Below are 15,877 nucleotides of genomic sequence, written 5' to 3'. Positions count from 1 at the left end.
CCGGGCAGGCGTCCCGGCCCCGTGTCCCGATCCTGTGTCCCGGTCCCATGTCCCGGTCCCGTGTCCCGGGCCGGCGTCCCGGGCCGGTGTCTCGGCGCGTCGACGAGCGCTCATGGGTACGCGTGAGGGGGTGACCACCCGGTCGGTGGTCACCCCCTCACGCGCATGTGCTGGTGAGCGGTTGCTCGGACGCCGCTACTGGCCGCCCTGCTGCTCGTCCCTACGACGCTGCCAGCGCTCGTCGATGCGGTCCATCATCGAGCGTTTCTGTCGTCCTTGGCGGCGCGCGGCCTGCGGTCCGGCACCGGCCGCCTGCTGCTGCTCGCCCGGTTTGGGGGCCTTGCGCCAGCCGGTCACGGCGAGCACCGCGCACCCCAGCATGACCAGGAAGCCCACCACGCTGAGCCACACCTGCTGGGCGACCATACCGGCCATGAGGAGCGCAATACCTACAAGGAAGCCCGCGACCGCCTGGTAGACCCGTCGCCGGGTGTACGTACGCAGCCCGCTTCCCTCGAGCGCTGTCGCGAACTTGGGATCTTCGGCGTACAGCGCTCGCTCCATCTGCTCGAGCATGCGCTGCTCGTGCTCCGAGAGCGGCACGGAGTCCTCCTCATCGTGCAGTCGCCGGGGCGACCCGGGGGGTCCCTTCAGGATAGGCAGGGAATCGCCCCCGTGAAACCCGCCCCTCTGCGCCAATTGACCAACCGGACTCCGTCATGGCCGTACCGGCTCGCTGAAGTTCCCATTCCCCAGCGGCCGACCCGTCATGCCGGGCCGTCTCCCTCGATCATACGGCGACTGCCCCCCGTTCGGGGGGCCTGTGGCGTACTCCATCTGCAGTCGCGTCCCTGATCAGCGCCTTACCCCACCGGGCGCTCAGGCCTCGTCGGCTCCTCGCGTCTCGCCGAGCACATGGAGCTGGGTGGCCACGGAGTGGAACGCGGCGAGTTCGGCCGCCGCGGCCTCCAGCTTCAGCAGGGCGTCCATCGCACCGGGCTCGGTGTCCACCAGGACGCCGGGCACGAGGTCGGCGAAGACCCGTACACCGTGCACGGCCCCGATCCGCAGCCCGGCGGCCTCGACCAGCCCGGTGAGCTGCTCGGCGGTGAACCGGCGCGGCACCGGGTCACCGGTGCCCCAGCGGCCGTCCGGGTCGGCCAGTGCCTGCCGGGCCTCCGTGAAGTGGCCGGCGAGGGCGCGCGCGAGCACGGCCCCGCCGAGGCCCGCGGCGAGCAGGCTGAGGACGCCGTCCTCGCGCAGCGCCGCCACCGCGTTGCGGACACCCTCCGCGGGGTCGTCGACGTACTCCAGGACGCCGTGGCACAGCACCGCGTCGTAGCCGCCGCGCTCGACCACGTCGAAGAGGCCGTGGGCGTCGCCCTGGACGCCCCGCACGCGGTCGGCGACACCGGCCTCGGCGGCCCGGCGCTCCAGGGCGAACAGGGCGTTGGGGCTCGGGTCCACGACGGTGACGCGGTGGCCGAGCCCGGCCACGGGCACCGCGAAGTTGCCGCTGCCGCCGCCGGTGTCGAGGACGTCCAGCGTCGGCCGGCCCGTGGCCTTCACCCGGCGGTCCAGCGCGTCCTGGAGGACGTCCCAGACCACGGCGGTGCGCAGGGCGGCCCGGGAACGAGAGGGCTCGGAGCGCGGAGCCGCCGTGTGCGGCCGGGGGTGGGAGGCGGGCGGGCGCATCGGGTCCGACACGGCAGTTGACTCCTCGGCGCGGCACCGCCTCGGACTCGGGCGGAGCGAACGGGCTGCCGCCCCCGCCCGGTGCGGGGAGGGGGAGGCTTCAGGCGACTCCCACCCTATTGCCTCCGCCGCGCCCGCCGGGCACCCCGCTCGTCACCCGCTCATCCGGCGTCCGGCAGGTCCCGGCCCGGGTGACCGGCGTCGGAACGGCGGGGGCGCTCGGGGCCCGGTGGGTCCGCGTCGGGGCGTGGCTGGGGCAGGACCGGCTGGAGGACCAGCATCCGCTCCACCAGGCGCAGGAACATCGCCACGTCGCGTATCAGGTCGTCGGCGTCCCGGCTGCCGGCCGCGCCCCGGATGCCCGCCTCGGCACGGGCCCGGCGCCGCGCGCCGGAGGCGAACAGCGCGCTCCAGTCGGACAGCTCGGGCGCGATCTCGGGCAGCACGTCCCAGGCGCTGCGGATGCGGGCCCTGGCCCGTGGGCCGGTCTCCGGGCGGCCGCGCGCGGCCAGCACCGCGGCGGCGGTGCGCAGGGCGGCGAGGTGGGCCGTCGCGTAGCGCTCGTTCGGCGTTTCGAGGGCGGTGGCCTCCTCCAGCCCGGCCCGGGCCTGGGCGAGCAGGTCGAGGGCGGCGGGCGGGGCGGTCGTGCGGCGGAGCACGGGGTGCACGTCGCTCGCCGGTCCGGTCAGTGAGGGTGCAGGGCCGGCTGCGCGGCGCCGCCGGGCGGCGGCTGCGGACGAGTGGGCCATGACGATCCTCCTGTCGTCTCCGTGACGGCACGTCCTGGCAGGAGGTGCCGTATGTGCCCATCGTGAGGTATGGCACTGACAATCCGTTCTGACCTGGACTTTCGATTCGATCGGCCGTTCGGTTCGGGTCGTGCGCGGGCCTGCGGTGACGCCGCCGCGCAGGGGTGCTGTGAGAATCGGGACCATGGAAAGCAGCAGCACCGCCTCGCAGAGCGGCAGCCGTCGCGAGGCCACCCGGCAGAAGCTCTACGAGGCGGCGGTCACCCTCATCGCCGAGCAGGGCTTCTCCGCCACCACCGTGGACGAGATCGCCGAGCGCGCCGGGGTCGCGAAGGGCACGGTCTACTACAACTTCGCCAGCAAGTCCGTCCTCTTCGAGGAGCTGCTGCGGCACGGTGTCGGCCTCCTGACCGCCTCGCTGCGGCAGGCCGCGGAACGGACCGCCCGGGAGGGCCGCGGCCGGGTCGACGCCCTGGACGCGATGATCCGCGCGGGGCTCGTCTTCATCGACCGCTACCCGGCCTTCACCCAGCTGTACGTCGCCGAGCTGTGGCGCACCAACCGGGCCTGGCAGTCCACGCTGCTGGTGGTCCGGCAGGAGGCCGTGGCGGTGGTGGAGGGCGTCCTGCGCGAAGGCGTGGCGAGCGGTGAGTTCAGTGAGGACATCGACGTGCCGCTGACCGCCGCCGCACTGGTCGGCATGGTCCTGGTGGCGGCACTGGACTGGAAGGCGTTCCAGCCGGAGCGCTCGCTCGACGACGTGCACGCCGCGCTGTCCCGGCTGCTCCAGGGACGCGTGAGCGGCCGGGGCTGAGCCGGCCGGGGCGGAGCTGCCGGGGCCGACCGGCGGGCGGGGGCGGCGGTGCACGAAGAACGCCGGTCCGTGGCGGCCGCGTCCCCCGCGGGCCGCCGTCGGACCGGCGCCTTCTCCTGCTCCCCCGTACGTCCCCTCGTCGGGACTCCCGTCACCGGTCGTCCCTCCGGGCTCCCCCGTGTCTCGCTCCCGCCGGCCCCGGCCGGCGGAAGGAGCGGATCGCGGGCCCGGCTCCGTTCCGGCGCCCCGTGTCGCCGGTGCCGGAGCCGTGCCCCCTCTCCGTGTCCCCACTCTCTCGTTCACGCAGGTCGGGGCCCATCCGCCCGCGTACTCATCTGCGGCACTAGGTACAGCTACTCAGTCCTGCGCACCCGGCCCCACGGCGCGGCGCAGCCGACCGGTCACCTGGACGTCCGTTCCGGTGCTCAGCCCTCGCACGGGGGTGTCGGTGGCGGCGGATAAAGTCCCTGGCATGGCACGGATTGCGGTGATCGGCGCCGGGACGGGCGCGATGGCGGCGGCCGCCCGGCTGGCCGTCGCGGGCCACCGGGTGGTGGTGTACGAGCGGGCGCGGACCTACGGCGGAGCCCTGGGCCGCTTCGAGCGGGACGGCTTCCGCTTCGACACCGGCCCCGGCCTTCTCCCGCTGCCCGCGGTCTGGCGCGATCTGTTCGTGAAGACCGGCAAGGAGCCGCTGGAGTCCCGCGTCGAGCTGGTCCAGGTCGACCCGTCGTCCCGGCACGTGTTCGCGGACGGCACCGAGGTCTCGCTGCCGAACGCCTCGCGGGCGGGTGTCGTCGCCGCCCTGGACGCGGCGCTCGGTGCGGGCGCCGGGCGGCGCTGGGGCGATTTCCTGGTGCGGGCCCGGGAGACCTGGGACCGCACCCGCCGTCCCCTCCTGGAGGAGCCCCTGTGGCCCGACTGGCGGGTGCTGGCCGAGCGCGAGCCCTATCCGGCGGTCCCGCACAAGCGGCTGCTGCGCACCCGCCGGGCCGGCACACTCGCCGAGGTCGGCGCGTGGGAGCTGCGCGACGCCCGGCTCGCCGCCCTGCTGGAGAGCCACGCGCTCGCCCACGGCCTGGATCCCCGCACCGCCCCGGCGAACGCCGCGGTCCTCCCGTACATGGAGTACGCGTTCGGGGTCTGGTACGTGCGCGGCGGCGGTCTGCGGGAGCTGGCGCGGGCGGTGTACGAGCGTTGTCTGGCCCGCCGGGTCGAGTTCCGCTTCGGGGCCGAGGTCACCCAGATCGTCGAGAAGGACGGCCGGGTGGCGGGCGTGGAGCTGGCCGAAGGGGCCGTGGCGGAGGCCGAGTTCGTCGTCTCCGGCGTGGCACCGGGCGTGCTGGACCGCCTGTGCGGTGGGGTGCCGGTGCGCGGCGGGGACGAGGTGCCGCCGCAGCGCGGTGGGGCGAGCCGGCTGACGGTGCTGCTGGCACTGCGCGGCAGCCGTCCGGCGGGCACGGCGCACCGCACCGTGGTGCACGCGGCGGACCGTGAGGCGGAGTTGGACCGCCTGTTCGGCGCCGCTCCCGGGATGGCCGCGCGGCCGACCGTCACCGTCCTGCGGCCCGACGACCCGGCCCTGGTCCCGGACGCGGACCACGAGGCGGTGACGCTCAGCGCGGTGGTGCCCGCCCTGGACGGCGAGTCGGAGCGGGCCACGACCGACGAGTCCGCCCGGCGGGCCGAGCAGCTGATCGGCGTCGCCGAGCGGGCGGTACCGGGCCTGCGCGACCGCCTCCTGTGGCACGAGGTGCGCAGCCCGGCCGAGATCGCGGCGGACACCGGCGCGGCGGACGGCGTGATTCCGGCGCCGTCGCTGGCGGGCGCCGGCGGACGGCTGCTGCACCCGGCGAACGGCACCCGCACGGAGGGCCTGTTCACCGTCGGCGGCTGGTCCCACCCCGGCGGGGGTCTGCCGCACGCGGGCATGTCGGGCGCGCTGGTCGCCGGACTCGTGGTGGAGGGGCCGGAGTTCCGCGGCTCCCAGTGAGCGGCCGGGTTCCTCAGAGGCGGTACTGCTCGTCAGAAGCGGTACTGCTGGTCAGAAGCGGTACTGCTCGTCGTAGCCCTGGCCCTGACCCTGTGTCCGGCCGTCGTCCTGGTAGGGGTAGGGCTGCTGCTCGGGCGGGAGTTCGCCGCCGTAGGGGTCGTCGGTGCTGCGCTGCTGCGGCACCCACACTCCGCCTGCCGGGGTCTCGCCGCCGTAACCGCCGGGCGCGCCGGTGGCGTACTGGTCCTGCACGTAGCCCTGGCCCTGCTGGCCGTACTGCTGCTGCCCGCCGGTCGTGTCGTAACCGCCCGTGTCGTACGCCCCGCCGCCGTAGGTGTGGGTGCCGATGTACGGGTCGGAGTAGGCGGCGTACTGCTGCTGGGCGCCGGTGTCGTAGCCGTAGCCCTGCTGCTGCCCGTAGCCCGAGTAGTCGTAGGCGTAGGACTGGTCGGCGCCCGTCGCGGCCGCCGCCGGCTGCTGCTGCTGCTGCCCGGTGCCGTACCCGGAGTCCGCGTACACGCCGTAGGAACCGGTGTCGTCCGGCATGGGCTGCGGCGCGTAGACGGCGGTGGTCTCCGCGGCCGCGGGGTCGGCGGGGCGGGCCGGGGTGAAGACGTCGTCGCGGTCGTAGTCGTCGTGCCCGTACGAGCCGGTGTCGTCCTGGCCCGGGGCGTGGCCCTGGGCGCGCTCGTCGTAGCCGTCGTGCCGGCCCTGGCCGCCCTCGGCGGGTTCGGGCCCGGAGACCTCCAACGTCGGTTCCTGGCGGCCCCGTTCGGGACGCCCGCGCTTGCCGACGAGGCTCGCCGGGGCGTTGACCGCCCAGCCGGCCTCGAAGCCGCGGCGGAACGACAGGGTGACGTAGGTCTGGCCGACGGCGAAGGCGGCGGCGCCGACGCCGATGACGAGCACGTTCGACATCAGCACACCGGCCACGACGCCGACGAAGCCGGCGAAGGCCAGCAGCCGCCAGCGCAGCCGCGCCTTGTACTGCAGCAGCACCTCGCCGAGCAGCCACAGCGCGACGCCGCCGAACGCGATGTAGAGGACCGTCCAGCCCATGTACGCCCCTCTCCCAGTGGCCGTTACGCAGTGTGTCGCAAATACGTGCGGCCGGTCTAGGCCCGCGGTGGGTGGTGCAGGCCCAGGTTCTCGTAGATTTCCAGCGTAGCCGTGGAGTTGTTGAGCGTGATGAAGTGCAGTCCGGGCACTCCCTCGGCCAGCAGCCGTGCGCAGAACTCCGTGGCGAACTCGATTCCGATCGAGCGTACAGCCGCCGGATCGTCCTTGGCTGTGAGGATCCGCTCTTTCAGCTCCGCCGGGAACGAGGCGTTGCTGAGCTTCGGCAACCTCTCCAGCATCTTCACACTGGTCACCGGCATGACCTCGGGAATGACCGGGGTGGCGCAGCCGGCCGCGGCGACCCGGTCGCGCAGCCGGAGGTAGGAGTCGGGCTGGAAGAACATCTGGGTGATGGCGTAGTCGGCGCCGGCCCGGCACTTGTCGACGAAGTGCGTGACGTCCGTGTCCCAGTCGGCGGAGCGCGGGTGCATCTCGGGGAAGGCCGCGACGCCGACGCAGAAGTCGCCCGACTCCTTGATGAGCCTGACCAGTTCGGCCGCGTACGTCAGGCCTTCGGGGTGCGCGATCCAGTCGGCGTTCGGGTCGCCGGGCGGGTCGCCGCGCACGGCCAGCATGTTGCGGATCCCGGCGTCGGCGTACTGGCCGATGATGTTGCGCAGCTCGGCGACGGAGTGGTCGACGGCGGTGAGGTGGGCCACCGGGGTCAGCGTGGTGTCGGCGACGATCTGCTGGGTCTCGCGGACCGTGCCCGCGCGTGTGGAGCCGCCGGCGCCGTAGGTCACGGAGACGAAGTCGGGGGCCACGGCCTCGACCCGCCGCAGCGCGCTCCAGAGGTTCTTCTCGCCCTTGGGCGTCTTCGGCGCCGAGAACTCGAACGAGTACGTCGTCTTGCCGGTGGCGAGGATGTCACGCACCGTGCGGGCGCGATCCGTCCTCGTGCTTGCGGTTCCGAGGGCCATATGGGCAGGTTAGCCAGGGTGCGGCGGTCACCCAACCGGATGCGGGACTTTTGTCCACATTGTCGAGTTGTTGTCCACCCTTTGGACACCTGCCCGCCGGCCACGACGCACGGCGGCGGCGTGCGGCTACGCCGGTGCCGGGGCCGCCTGCCGCAGCCGCTTCGCGAACTCGGCCGCCGCCGCGCCCGGATCCTCGGCGGCGGTGATCGCGCGGACGACGACCACGCGCCGGGCGCCCGCGTCCAGCACCTCGTCCAGATTGCCGAGGTCGATGCCGCCGATCGCGAACCAGGGGCGGTCGGTGCCCAGCGCGGCCGTGCGGCGGACCAGGTCGAGGCCGGGTGCGTGGCGGCCGGGCTTGGTGGGGGTCGGCCAGCAGGGGCCGGTGCAGAAGTAGTCGACGCCCTCCTGGGCGGCGGCCGCGGTGGCCTCGGACTCGGCGTGCGTGGAGCGGCCGACGAGGACGTCGTCGCCCAGGATCGCGCGGGCGGCGGGCACCGGAAGGTCGCCCTGGCCGAGGTGGAGCACGTCGGCGCGGGCGGCGTGGGCGACGTCCGCGCGGTCGTTGACGGCGAGGAGCTTGCCGTGACGGGCGCAGGCGTCGGCGAAGACCTCCAGGTGCGCCAGCTCCTCCGCCGCCTCCATTCCCTTGTCCCGCAGCTGCACGATGTCGACGCCGCCGGCGAGCACGGCGTCCAGGAACTCGGGCAGGTCGCCCTGGCTCAGGCGGGCGTCCGTGCACAGGTAGAGCCGGGCGTCGGCGAGCCGGGCGCGGGCGGTGGTGGCGGGCGTGGCGGGCATGCGGGTGTCCCCCGGGTCGGGTGGCGCGGGCCCATGACGGGCCGCGCGACGGTGGCGTACGGGCACGGGCGCCCGGCGTGCGTGGCCCGCACGCCGGGCGGTGTGGCGGATCGGCGAGGGGCCGGTCAGACGGCGAGCGCCTGGGCGCGGCGCTTCACCTCCGTACCGCGATTCTCACTCAGGGCCTGGGCGGGGGTGCCGGGCAGGCTCGGGTCGGGCGTGAAGAGCCACTCCAGCATCTCCTCGGCGCTGAAGCCGTCGTCCCGCAGCAGCGTCAGGGTCCCGACCAGGCCCTTGACGACCTTGTCCTCGTCGATGAAGGCCGCGGGGATGTGCAGCGCGCGGTTCTCACCGCGGCGTACGGCGATGAGCTGGCCCTCCTTGATCAGCTGGCGTACCCGGGTCACCTCGACGCCGAGCATCTCGGCGATGTCGGGAACGGTGAGCCAGGCGGGCACGAGAGCATCGGTCTTTGCGTCAATCTCGGTCACGCCTCCAGCCTGCCACCTGGCACTGACAGTGGGAAACCTGGCTACGCCGTGGCCGCCGTCGCCGCCTTCAGCGGCTTCGCCGGGTCGGCCAGCAGGTCGGGGTCCATCGGCGTGCCCGCCTGGATCAGGCGCCTGCCCTGTGCCAGGTCGCGGGGGCGGCCCACCGCGAGCAGGGCGATCAGGCGGCCCTCACGCAGCCAGCAGACCGTCCACGCCGGGCTCGCGGGGTCGCCGCGCCACAGAGTGGTGTCGGCGGCGGTGTGGTGACCGGCGTACTGCACGAAGCGGCCGAACTGCTCGGACCAGAAGTACGGCACCGGGTCGTAGGCCGCCGGGGCCTCGCCGCCCGGGGCGCCGACGATGTCGGCGGCGACCGTGCGCGGGCCCTGGAGGGCGTTGTCCCAGTGGTGCACCAGGAGCCGCTCGCCGTAGCGGGCGGAGGGGAAGGAGGCGCAGTCGCCGACCGCGTGGACGTCCGGCGCGGAGGTGCGCAGGTGGTCGTCGGCCAGGACCTCGCCGTGCGCACCGAGGGCGATGCCGGAGCCGGCGAGCCAGCCGGTGGCCGGGCGGGCGCCGATGCCGACGACGACCGCGTCGGCGGGCAGCCGGGTGCCGTCGTCGAGGACGACCCGGCCGGGCTCACCGGGGCCGCCGGGCTCGACGCGCTCCACGCGCGCGTGGGTGCGCAGTTCGGCTCCGGCGTCGGCGTACCAGGCGGTCATCGGCGCGGCGACCTCGGCGGGCAGCGCGTCGGCCAGCGGCCGGTCGGCGGCCTCCACCACGGTCACCGCGCAGCCCGCCTCGCGCGCGGCGGTGGCGAACTCGGCGCCGATCCAGCCGGCGCCGACGACCACGACGTCGTGCTGCCGGGCGAGCACCGGCCGCAGTCGTTCCGCGTCGTCCAGGGTGCGCAGCAGGTGCACGCCGGGCACGCCCTCGGCGCCGGGGAGGCGGACCGGTTCGGCACCGGTCGCCAGGACCAGGACGTCGTACGGCACGGGCCCCTCGGAGGTGTCCAGGACGTGCTCGCCGGTGCGCACGCCCAGCGCCTCGCAGCCCAGCCGCAGGGTGATGCCGAGTGCCTCGAAGTCGACGTCGAAGGCGGAGCCCTCGGCGGTGCCGAGCAGGACGGCCTTGGACAGCGGGGGGCGGTCGTACGGTTGGTGCGGCTCCGCGCCGATCAGGGTCACCGGGCCGGTGAAACCCTGTTCCCGCAGGGCGACCGCGGTCTGCACGCCCGCCATCCCGGCGCCCACCACGACCACCCGGCGCTCCGCGTCCGCCGCCGGTCCCTGTCCCCGTTCCCGCGTCTGCTCGCTCACCCGATCACCATAGACACCCGGCGATTCGCCGGTCGGTGAGGCTCCCTTACCCGTGCGACGCGCTGCGGGCTAGGGTGGCCGACGTAAAGCACTCGCGGGAGCCCGGACGCACCGGGCTGAGAGGGAGGCTGGCGGCCTCCGACCGTACGAACCTGATCCGGGTCATGCCGGCGAAGGGAGGGGCTGGACGCCCATGTCGTCTCCGTTGTCGTCTCCATCGCACACGCCTGCGCACACACCTCGTACGTCCCGTACGCCCGACGTGCTCGTCGTCGGCGGCGGGATCATCGGGCTCGTCACCGCCTGGCGGGCCGCGCGGCGCGGGCTCGTCACCGCCCTCGTGGACCCCGAGCCGGGCGGCGGGGCGGCCCAGGTGGCGGCCGGGATGCTCGCCGCCGTCACGGAGCTGCACTACGGCGAGGAGACGCTGCTCGCGCTGAACCTCGCCTCGGCCCGCCGCTACCCGCAGTTCGCGGCCGAGCTGACCGAGCTGACCGGCCACGACCTCGGTTACCGGCGCTGCGGCACGCTCGCCGTCGCGCTGGACGCCGACGACCGCGCCCACCTGCGCGAACTGCACGCGCTCCAGCAGCGCTCCGGCCTGGAGTCCGAGTGGCTGTCGGGGCGCGAGTGCCGGCGCCTGGAGCCGATGCTCGCGCCGGGCGTGCGCGGGGGGCTCCGGGTGGACGGCGACCACCAGATCGACCCCCGCCGCCTCGCCCGCGCGCTGGTGGCCGCCTGTGAACACGCGGGCGTGGTCTTCCACCGGGTGTGGGCCGAGCGGCTCACCGTCGGGCGCGGGGACCGGGCCGCGGGCGTCGTCACCGCCGACGGCACCGCCCTGGAGGCCGGGCAGGTGGTGCTGGCCGGGGGCAGCCTGAGCGGGCGGCTGGGGGGCGTGCCGGAGGCAGTAATTCCGCCGGTGCGGCCCGTGAAGGGACAGGTGCTGCGGCTGGCCATGCCGCGGACGGGGGCACGGGCGCCGCTGCTGAACCGGACCGTGCGCGCCGTGGTGCGCGGCAACCATGTCTACCTGGTGCCCCGGGAGAACGGCGAGCTGGTCGTCGGCGCCACCAGCGAGGAGCTGGGCTGGGACACGACGGTCACCGCGGGCGGCGTCTACGAACTGCTGCGCGACGCGCACGAGCTGGTCCCCGGCATCACGGAGCTGCCCCTGACGGAGACCCGCGCGGGTCTGCGCCCCGGCTCCCCGGACAACGCCCCGCTGCTCGGCCCGACCGCCCTGGACGGCCTGCTGCTGGCCACCGGTCACCACCGCAACGGCGTCCTGCTCACCCCCGTCACCGGCGACGTCATGGCGGACGCCCTGACCGGCGGGGAGCTGTCGGAGGAGGCCCGTCCCTTCAGTCCCAGGCGCTTCAACGCCGTCCCCGCACTCTCGGAGCAGCCCGCATGAACATCTCCGTCAACGGCGAGCCGCGCGAGGTGGCTCCCGGCACCGCCCTGGACGCGCTGGTGGGCACGCTCACCGCGGCACCGTCCGGAGTGGCCGCCGCCCTGAACGAAACCGTCGTCCCGCGCGCGCGGTGGTCCGCCACCGCCCTGGCCGACGGCGACCGTGTCGAGATCCTCACCGCCGTCCAAGGAGGCTGACCATGGCCGACGATCCCTTCGTCCTCGGCGGCACGACGTACGCGTCCCGCCTGATCATGGGTACGGGCGGGGCGCCCAGCCTGGACGTGCTGGAGCGCGCGCTGGTGGCCTCCGGGACGGAGCTGACGACCGTCGCGATGCGGCGGGTGAACGCGTCGGTGCACGGCTCCGTGCTGTCCGTGCTGGAGCGGCTCGGCATCCGGGTGCTGCCGAACACGGCCGGCTGCTTCACCGCCGGGGAGGCGGTGCTCACCGCCCGCCTGGCACGCGAGGCGCTCGGCACGGACCTGGTCAAGCTGGAGGTCATCGCCGACGAGCGCACCCTGCTGCCGGACCCGGTCGAACTGCTGGACGCGGCGGAGACGCTGGTGGACGACGGGTTCACCGTCCTGCCGTACACCAACGACGACCCGGTGCTCGCGCGGAAGCTGGAGGACGTCGGGTGCGCGGCGATCATGCCGCTGGGCTCGCCGATCGGGTCCGGGCTCGGGATCCGCAACCCGCACAACTTCCAGCTGATCGTGGAGCACGCGCGCGTGCCGGTGATCCTGGACGCCGGGGCCGGTACGGCCTCGGACGTGGCGCTGGCGATGGAGCTGGGGTGCGCGGGTGTGATGCTGGCCTCGGCGGTGACGCGGGCGCAGGAGCCGGTGCTGATGGCTTCCGCGATGCGCTCCGCGGTGGAGGCGGGGAGGTTGGCCCGGCGGGCCGGGCGGATTCCGCGGCGGCACTTCGCCGAGGCGTCGTCTCCCGCGGAGGGCTTGGCGGTGCTGGATCCGGAGCGGCCCGCCTTCTAGCGGACCGGTGCCGGGGCTGGGCGGGGGTGGGGTGCGCAGCCCGGCGTTGCGGGGTGCCTCCCCCAGTGCCTGAACGGCCTGGGAGGTACCCCCATCGCCCACCCGTGCCGCCCCTGCGGCACGATCGCCCGCAGCTATGTTCGATACGTCACAGGTGCGCTTCAGTACCGGTCCCATTCTGCTCGGCGGCGCGGGGTGTCCGTGGTGGCTCGTACACTCACCTGCGTGGACACGACCCTTCAGGACCCTCTCGTCGGGCAGGTGCTCGACGGCCGGTACCGCGTCGAGGCGCGGATCGCGGTCGGCGGGATGGCCACGGTCTACCGGGCCGTGGACACCCGCCTGGACCGCGTGCTCGCGCTGAAGGTGATGCACCCGACGCTCGCGACCGACGCCACCTTCGTCGAGCGGTTCATCCGCGAGGCCAAGTCGGTGGCCCGGCTCGACCACCCCAATGTCGTCCAGGTCTTCGACCAGGGTGCCGAGGGGGCGTACGTCTACCTGGCGATGGAGTACATCGCGGGCTGCACCCTGCGGGACGTGCTGCGCGAGCGCGGGGCGCTCAGGCCGCGGGCCGCGCTGGACATCCTGGAGCCGGTCCTGGCCGCGCTCGGCGCCGCGCACCGGGCGGGCTTCGTGCACCGGGACATGAAGCCGGAGAACGTCCTGATAGGGGACGACGGCCGGGTCAAGGTCGCCGACTTCGGCCTGGTCCGCGCCGTGGACACGGTGACCAGCACCACCGGTGCCGTCCTCGGCACCGTCTCCTATCTGGCGCCCGAGCAGATCGAGCACGGTACCGCCGACCCCAGGGTCGACGTGTACGCGTGCGGTGTCGTGCTGTACGAGATGCTGACCGGCGCCAAGCCGCACGACGGGGACTCCCCCGCGGCGGTGCTCTACAAGCACCTCCACGAGGACGTGCCGCCGCCGTCGGCCGCCGTGCCGGAGATGGCGTACGAGCTGGACGAGCTGGTGGCCGCGGCGACCGCGCGCAACCCTGAGATCCGGCCGCACGACGCCGTCGCGCTGCTCGCGCGGGCCCGCGAGGCGCGTGAGTCGCTGAGCGCGGCCCAGCTGGACGCGGTGCCGCCGCAGGCGCTCGCCGCGGAGCACGACAACGCCGAGGACCGCACGAGCGTGATCCCGCGCGCGCTGACGATGCCCCGGCCGCTGCCCGTCAACGAGGACGACGAGTCCGCCGGCCCGGACGGCCGCTTCGCCTCGGACGGGGTCAACCGCACCAGCCGGCTCGCCGCTCCCCCGCCCGCCCCCTCCCCGTCCCGGCGGCTGCGGCTGCGCCGCGGGCCGCTGACGATCGTCGTGGCCGTCCTGCTGGTGCTCGGGGTCGGCACGGGCGTCTGGTACATCAACTCCGGCCAGTTCACCAAGGTGCCGCCGCTGCTGTCCAAGACCGAGGCGCAGGCCCGGGACCGGCTGGACGACGCCGGTCTCGACGTCGGCAAGGTGCGGCACGCCTACAGCGACACCGTGGAGCGCGGCAAGGTCATCAGCACCGACCCCGGGGTGGGCGACCGCATCCGGAAGAACGACTCCGTGTCCCTCACCGTCTCCGACGGCCCCGACACCGTGAAGCTGCCGGACGTCACGGGCTACAAGCTGGACAAGGCCCGCACGCTGCTCGAGGAGGAGGGGCTGGAGCCGGGCATGGTGACCCGGGCGTTCAGCGGCGAAGTGGCCAAGGGCTTCGTGATCTCCACCAAGCCCGGGTCCGGCACCACGGTGCGCGCGGGCTCGGCGGTCGCCCTGGTCGTCAGCAAGGGCAGCCCGGTCGACGTTCCGGACGTCACCGGCGACGACCTGGACGAGGCGCGGGCCGAGCTGGAGGGGGCCGGCCTGAAGGTGAAGGTCGCCGACGAGCGGGTGAACTCGGAGTACGACAGCGGCCAGGTGGCCCGGCAGACGCCGGAGCCGGGCGGCCGGGCCGCCGAGGGGGACACGGTGACGCTCACGGTGTCCAAGGGGCCCCGGATGATCGAGGTCCCGGACGTGGTCGGGGACAGCGTGGACGACGCCAAGCAGAAGCTCGAGGACGCGGGCTTCGAGGTGGACGAGGACCGCGGGCTGCTCGGGCTGTTCGGCGACACCGTGAAGAAGCAGTCCGTGGACGGCGGGGACACGGCTCCCGAGGGGTCGACGGTCACCATCACCATCCGCTGACCCGGCGGCCGAGCAGGCCGGACACCTGGTCGACGGACCGCGCGCAAAGGGCTGTTGCCCTCCCTGCTTCCTCCGTCGCGGACCGCCGCCATGGCGGTACCGGTCGCACGGACGGCCGTCAGCGACGACTGGCGGGCGAGCGTCCTCGGCCCGGCGGGCGACCCGGTCGGCGGCGGGGTCGTCGTCCCGCCCCGCTACGTGCTGACCGGCTCCCCCGGCGGCGGGCACCGCTGCACCGGCGGGAGCCACCACGAGGACGTCTCGGTGCTCACCCCGCACGGCGACCTGGGTCAGGCCGGCGGCCGGCCCGCGATGCCCGGTCCGGTGGCCCTGCGCGACGACGCGTACCCTCCGCCGGCTCGGCAGCCCTGGTGCGCTGGTGCGCTGGTGCGCTGGTGCGCTGGTGCGCTGGTGCGCTGGTGCAGTCCTACCCTGATCCGGGGTCCGCCCACCTGTCCTGGCATCCTTGGTGCGGACATGAGCACCGCATCCGCATCCCCCTCCCCCGTGCCGCGCAACCCCGTCGGCGGCCACGTCCCCGTGGCCGGCGGGCTGCACTCCGTCGGCCTGTCCTACGCCCGTGAGCTGAAGGCGGAGACCGTGCAGGTCTTCGTCGCCAATCCGCGCGGCTGGGCCACCCCGGCCGGCAACCCGAAGCAGGACGAGGCCTTCCGCGAGGCCTGTGCGGCCGGGTCGGTCCCGGCGTACGTGCACGCCCCGTACCTGATCAACTTCGGCTCGCACACCGAGGCGACCGTGGAGCGGTCGGTCGAGTCGCTGCGGCACTCGCTGCGGCGCGGGCGGGCCATCGGGGCGCTCGGCGTGGTGGTGCACACCGGGAGCGCGACCGGCGGGCGGGAGAGGTCGGTGGCGCTGAAGCAGGTGCGCGAGCACATGCTGCCGCTGCTGGACGAGCTGACCCACGACGACGACCCGTACCTGCTGCTGGAGTCGACGGCGGGGCAGGGCGCCTCCCTGTGCTCGCGGACCTGGGACTTCGGGCCGTACTTCGAGGCGCTGGACGCCCATCCGAAGCTGGGGGTGTGCCTGGACACCTGCCACATCTTCGCGGCCGGCCACGACCTGACCGGCCCTTCCGGCATGCACCGGACCCTCGACCTGCTGGTGGACACCGTCGGCGAGGGCCGGCTGAAGCTGATCCACGCCAACGACTCGAAGGACGTGGCCGGAGCCCACAAGGACCGGCACGAGAACATCGGCGCCGGTCACATCGGCGAGGACCCGTTCCGCGCGCTGATGACGCACCCGGCGACCGAGGGCGTGCCGCTGGTCATCGAGACGCCCGGCGGCAAGGAGGGACACGCGGCGGACGTGGCGCGGCTGAAGAGGCTGCGCGACGGCTGACCCGCGGGGACCGTAC

The 15,877-nt window shown here is 74.4% G+C and carries 15 protein-coding genes and 1 riboswitch; of the genes, 7 read left to right on the top strand and 8 right to left on the bottom strand.

The window, feature by feature from the left end; translation table 11 throughout:
• Positions 1-195: 195 nt before the first annotated feature.
• The 3 genes from ACFYZ3_RS03000 to ACFYZ3_RS02990 all read right to left on the bottom strand — a co-directional run bounded on the left by ACFYZ3_RS03000 (position 196) and on the right by ACFYZ3_RS02990 (position 2,444).
• On the bottom strand, positions 196-603 hold the full coding sequence (locus ACFYZ3_RS03000; RefSeq protein ID WP_011028137.1) for a spore wall synthesis complex protein: 408 nt from the start codon (positions 601-603) through the stop codon (positions 196-198).
• Positions 604-879: 276 nt separating this feature from the next.
• Entirely contained in the window at positions 880-1,707 is an 828-nt protein-coding gene (locus ACFYZ3_RS02995) for a methyltransferase (protein ID WP_388513595.1), read from the bottom strand.
• Positions 1,708-1,856: 149 nt separating this feature from the next.
• On the bottom strand, positions 1,857-2,444 hold the full coding sequence (locus tag ACFYZ3_RS02990; protein ID WP_388513594.1) for an SAV_6107 family HEPN domain-containing protein: 588 nt from the start codon (positions 2,442-2,444) through the stop codon (positions 1,857-1,859).
• A 184-nt stretch (positions 2,445-2,628) separates the two neighbouring features.
• Between ACFYZ3_RS02990 and ACFYZ3_RS02985 the strand changes: the two genes are divergently transcribed.
• Both ACFYZ3_RS02985 and ACFYZ3_RS02980 read left to right on the top strand, forming a co-directional pair.
• Positions 2,629-3,258 (top strand): TetR/AcrR family transcriptional regulator, encoded by a 630-nt coding sequence (locus ACFYZ3_RS02985; protein WP_011028140.1) that lies wholly within the window; start codon positions 2,629-2,631, stop codon positions 3,256-3,258.
• Between the two features lie 472 nt (positions 3,259-3,730).
• Positions 3,731-5,251, top strand: a complete 1,521-nt coding sequence (locus tag ACFYZ3_RS02980; protein ID WP_388513592.1) for a phytoene desaturase family protein — start codon at positions 3,731-3,733, stop codon at positions 5,249-5,251.
• A gap of 51 nt (positions 5,252-5,302) precedes the next feature.
• Here ACFYZ3_RS02980 and ACFYZ3_RS02975 read toward each other — a convergent pair whose 3' ends face one another.
• From ACFYZ3_RS02975 to ACFYZ3_RS02955, 5 genes are all read right to left on the bottom strand, one after another.
• Positions 5,303-6,310, bottom strand: coding sequence for a hypothetical protein (locus ACFYZ3_RS02975; protein WP_388513591.1), 1,008 nt, complete (start codon positions 6,308-6,310; stop codon positions 5,303-5,305).
• A gap of 56 nt (positions 6,311-6,366) precedes the next feature.
• On the bottom strand, positions 6,367-7,290 hold the full coding sequence (metF, locus tag ACFYZ3_RS02970) for a methylenetetrahydrofolate reductase [NAD(P)H] (protein ID WP_109031815.1): 924 nt from the start codon (positions 7,288-7,290) through the stop codon (positions 6,367-6,369).
• Between the two features lie 126 nt (positions 7,291-7,416).
• The gene (thiE, locus tag ACFYZ3_RS02965; protein WP_388513590.1) at positions 7,417-8,091 is read right to left on the bottom strand and encodes a thiamine phosphate synthase; all 675 of its coding nucleotides are present in this window, start codon (positions 8,089-8,091) and stop codon (positions 7,417-7,419) included.
• Positions 8,092-8,216: 125 nt separating this feature from the next.
• Positions 8,217-8,582 carry an Rv2175c family DNA-binding protein gene (locus ACFYZ3_RS02960; protein ID WP_388513589.1) on the bottom strand — a complete coding sequence of 122 codons (366 nt, stop codon included), beginning with the start codon at positions 8,580-8,582 and terminating at the stop codon, positions 8,217-8,219.
• Between the two features lie 41 nt (positions 8,583-8,623).
• The gene (locus ACFYZ3_RS02955; protein WP_388513588.1) at positions 8,624-9,904 is read right to left on the bottom strand and encodes an NAD(P)/FAD-dependent oxidoreductase; all 1,281 of its coding nucleotides are present in this window, start codon (positions 9,902-9,904) and stop codon (positions 8,624-8,626) included.
• Positions 9,905-9,988: 84 nt separating this feature from the next.
• Positions 9,989-10,100: riboswitch (TPP riboswitch) on the top strand.
• On the opposite strand from ACFYZ3_RS02955, the gene thiO reads away from it, so the two are divergent.
• The 5 genes from thiO to ACFYZ3_RS02930 all read left to right on the top strand — a co-directional run bounded on the left by thiO (position 10,098) and on the right by ACFYZ3_RS02930 (position 15,861).
• Entirely contained in the window at positions 10,098-11,321 is a 1,224-nt protein-coding gene (gene thiO, locus ACFYZ3_RS02950) for a glycine oxidase ThiO (protein WP_388513586.1), read from the top strand. Its footprint overlaps the riboswitch before it by 3 nt.
• Positions 11,318-11,518 carry a sulfur carrier protein ThiS gene (thiS, locus tag ACFYZ3_RS02945; RefSeq protein ID WP_003976708.1) on the top strand — a complete coding sequence of 67 codons (201 nt, stop codon included), beginning with the start codon at positions 11,318-11,320 and terminating at the stop codon, positions 11,516-11,518. Before thiO ends, thiS begins: the two co-directional genes overlap by 4 nt.
• A 2-nt stretch (positions 11,519-11,520) precedes the next feature.
• Entirely contained in the window at positions 11,521-12,315 is a 795-nt protein-coding gene (locus tag ACFYZ3_RS02940; protein ID WP_361007444.1) for a thiazole synthase, read from the top strand.
• Positions 12,316-12,540: 225 nt separating this feature from the next.
• Positions 12,541-14,496: a Stk1 family PASTA domain-containing Ser/Thr kinase gene (pknB, locus tag ACFYZ3_RS02935; RefSeq protein WP_388513585.1), complete on the top strand. Its 1,956-nt coding sequence runs from the start codon at positions 12,541-12,543 to the stop codon at positions 14,494-14,496.
• 477 nt (positions 14,497-14,973) lie between these two features.
• On the top strand, positions 14,974-15,861 hold the full coding sequence (locus ACFYZ3_RS02930; protein WP_388513980.1) for a deoxyribonuclease IV: 888 nt from the start codon (positions 14,974-14,976) through the stop codon (positions 15,859-15,861).
• Positions 15,862-15,877: the final 16 nt, after the last annotated feature.

Origin of the sequence: Streptomyces sp. NPDC001599 (assembly GCF_042893535.1) — a bacterium.
Classification (GTDB): domain Bacteria; phylum Actinomycetota; class Actinomycetes; order Streptomycetales; family Streptomycetaceae; genus Streptomyces.
Note: the sequence above shows the minus strand (reverse complement) of the source record. Positions and strands in the feature narration are given on the sequence as shown.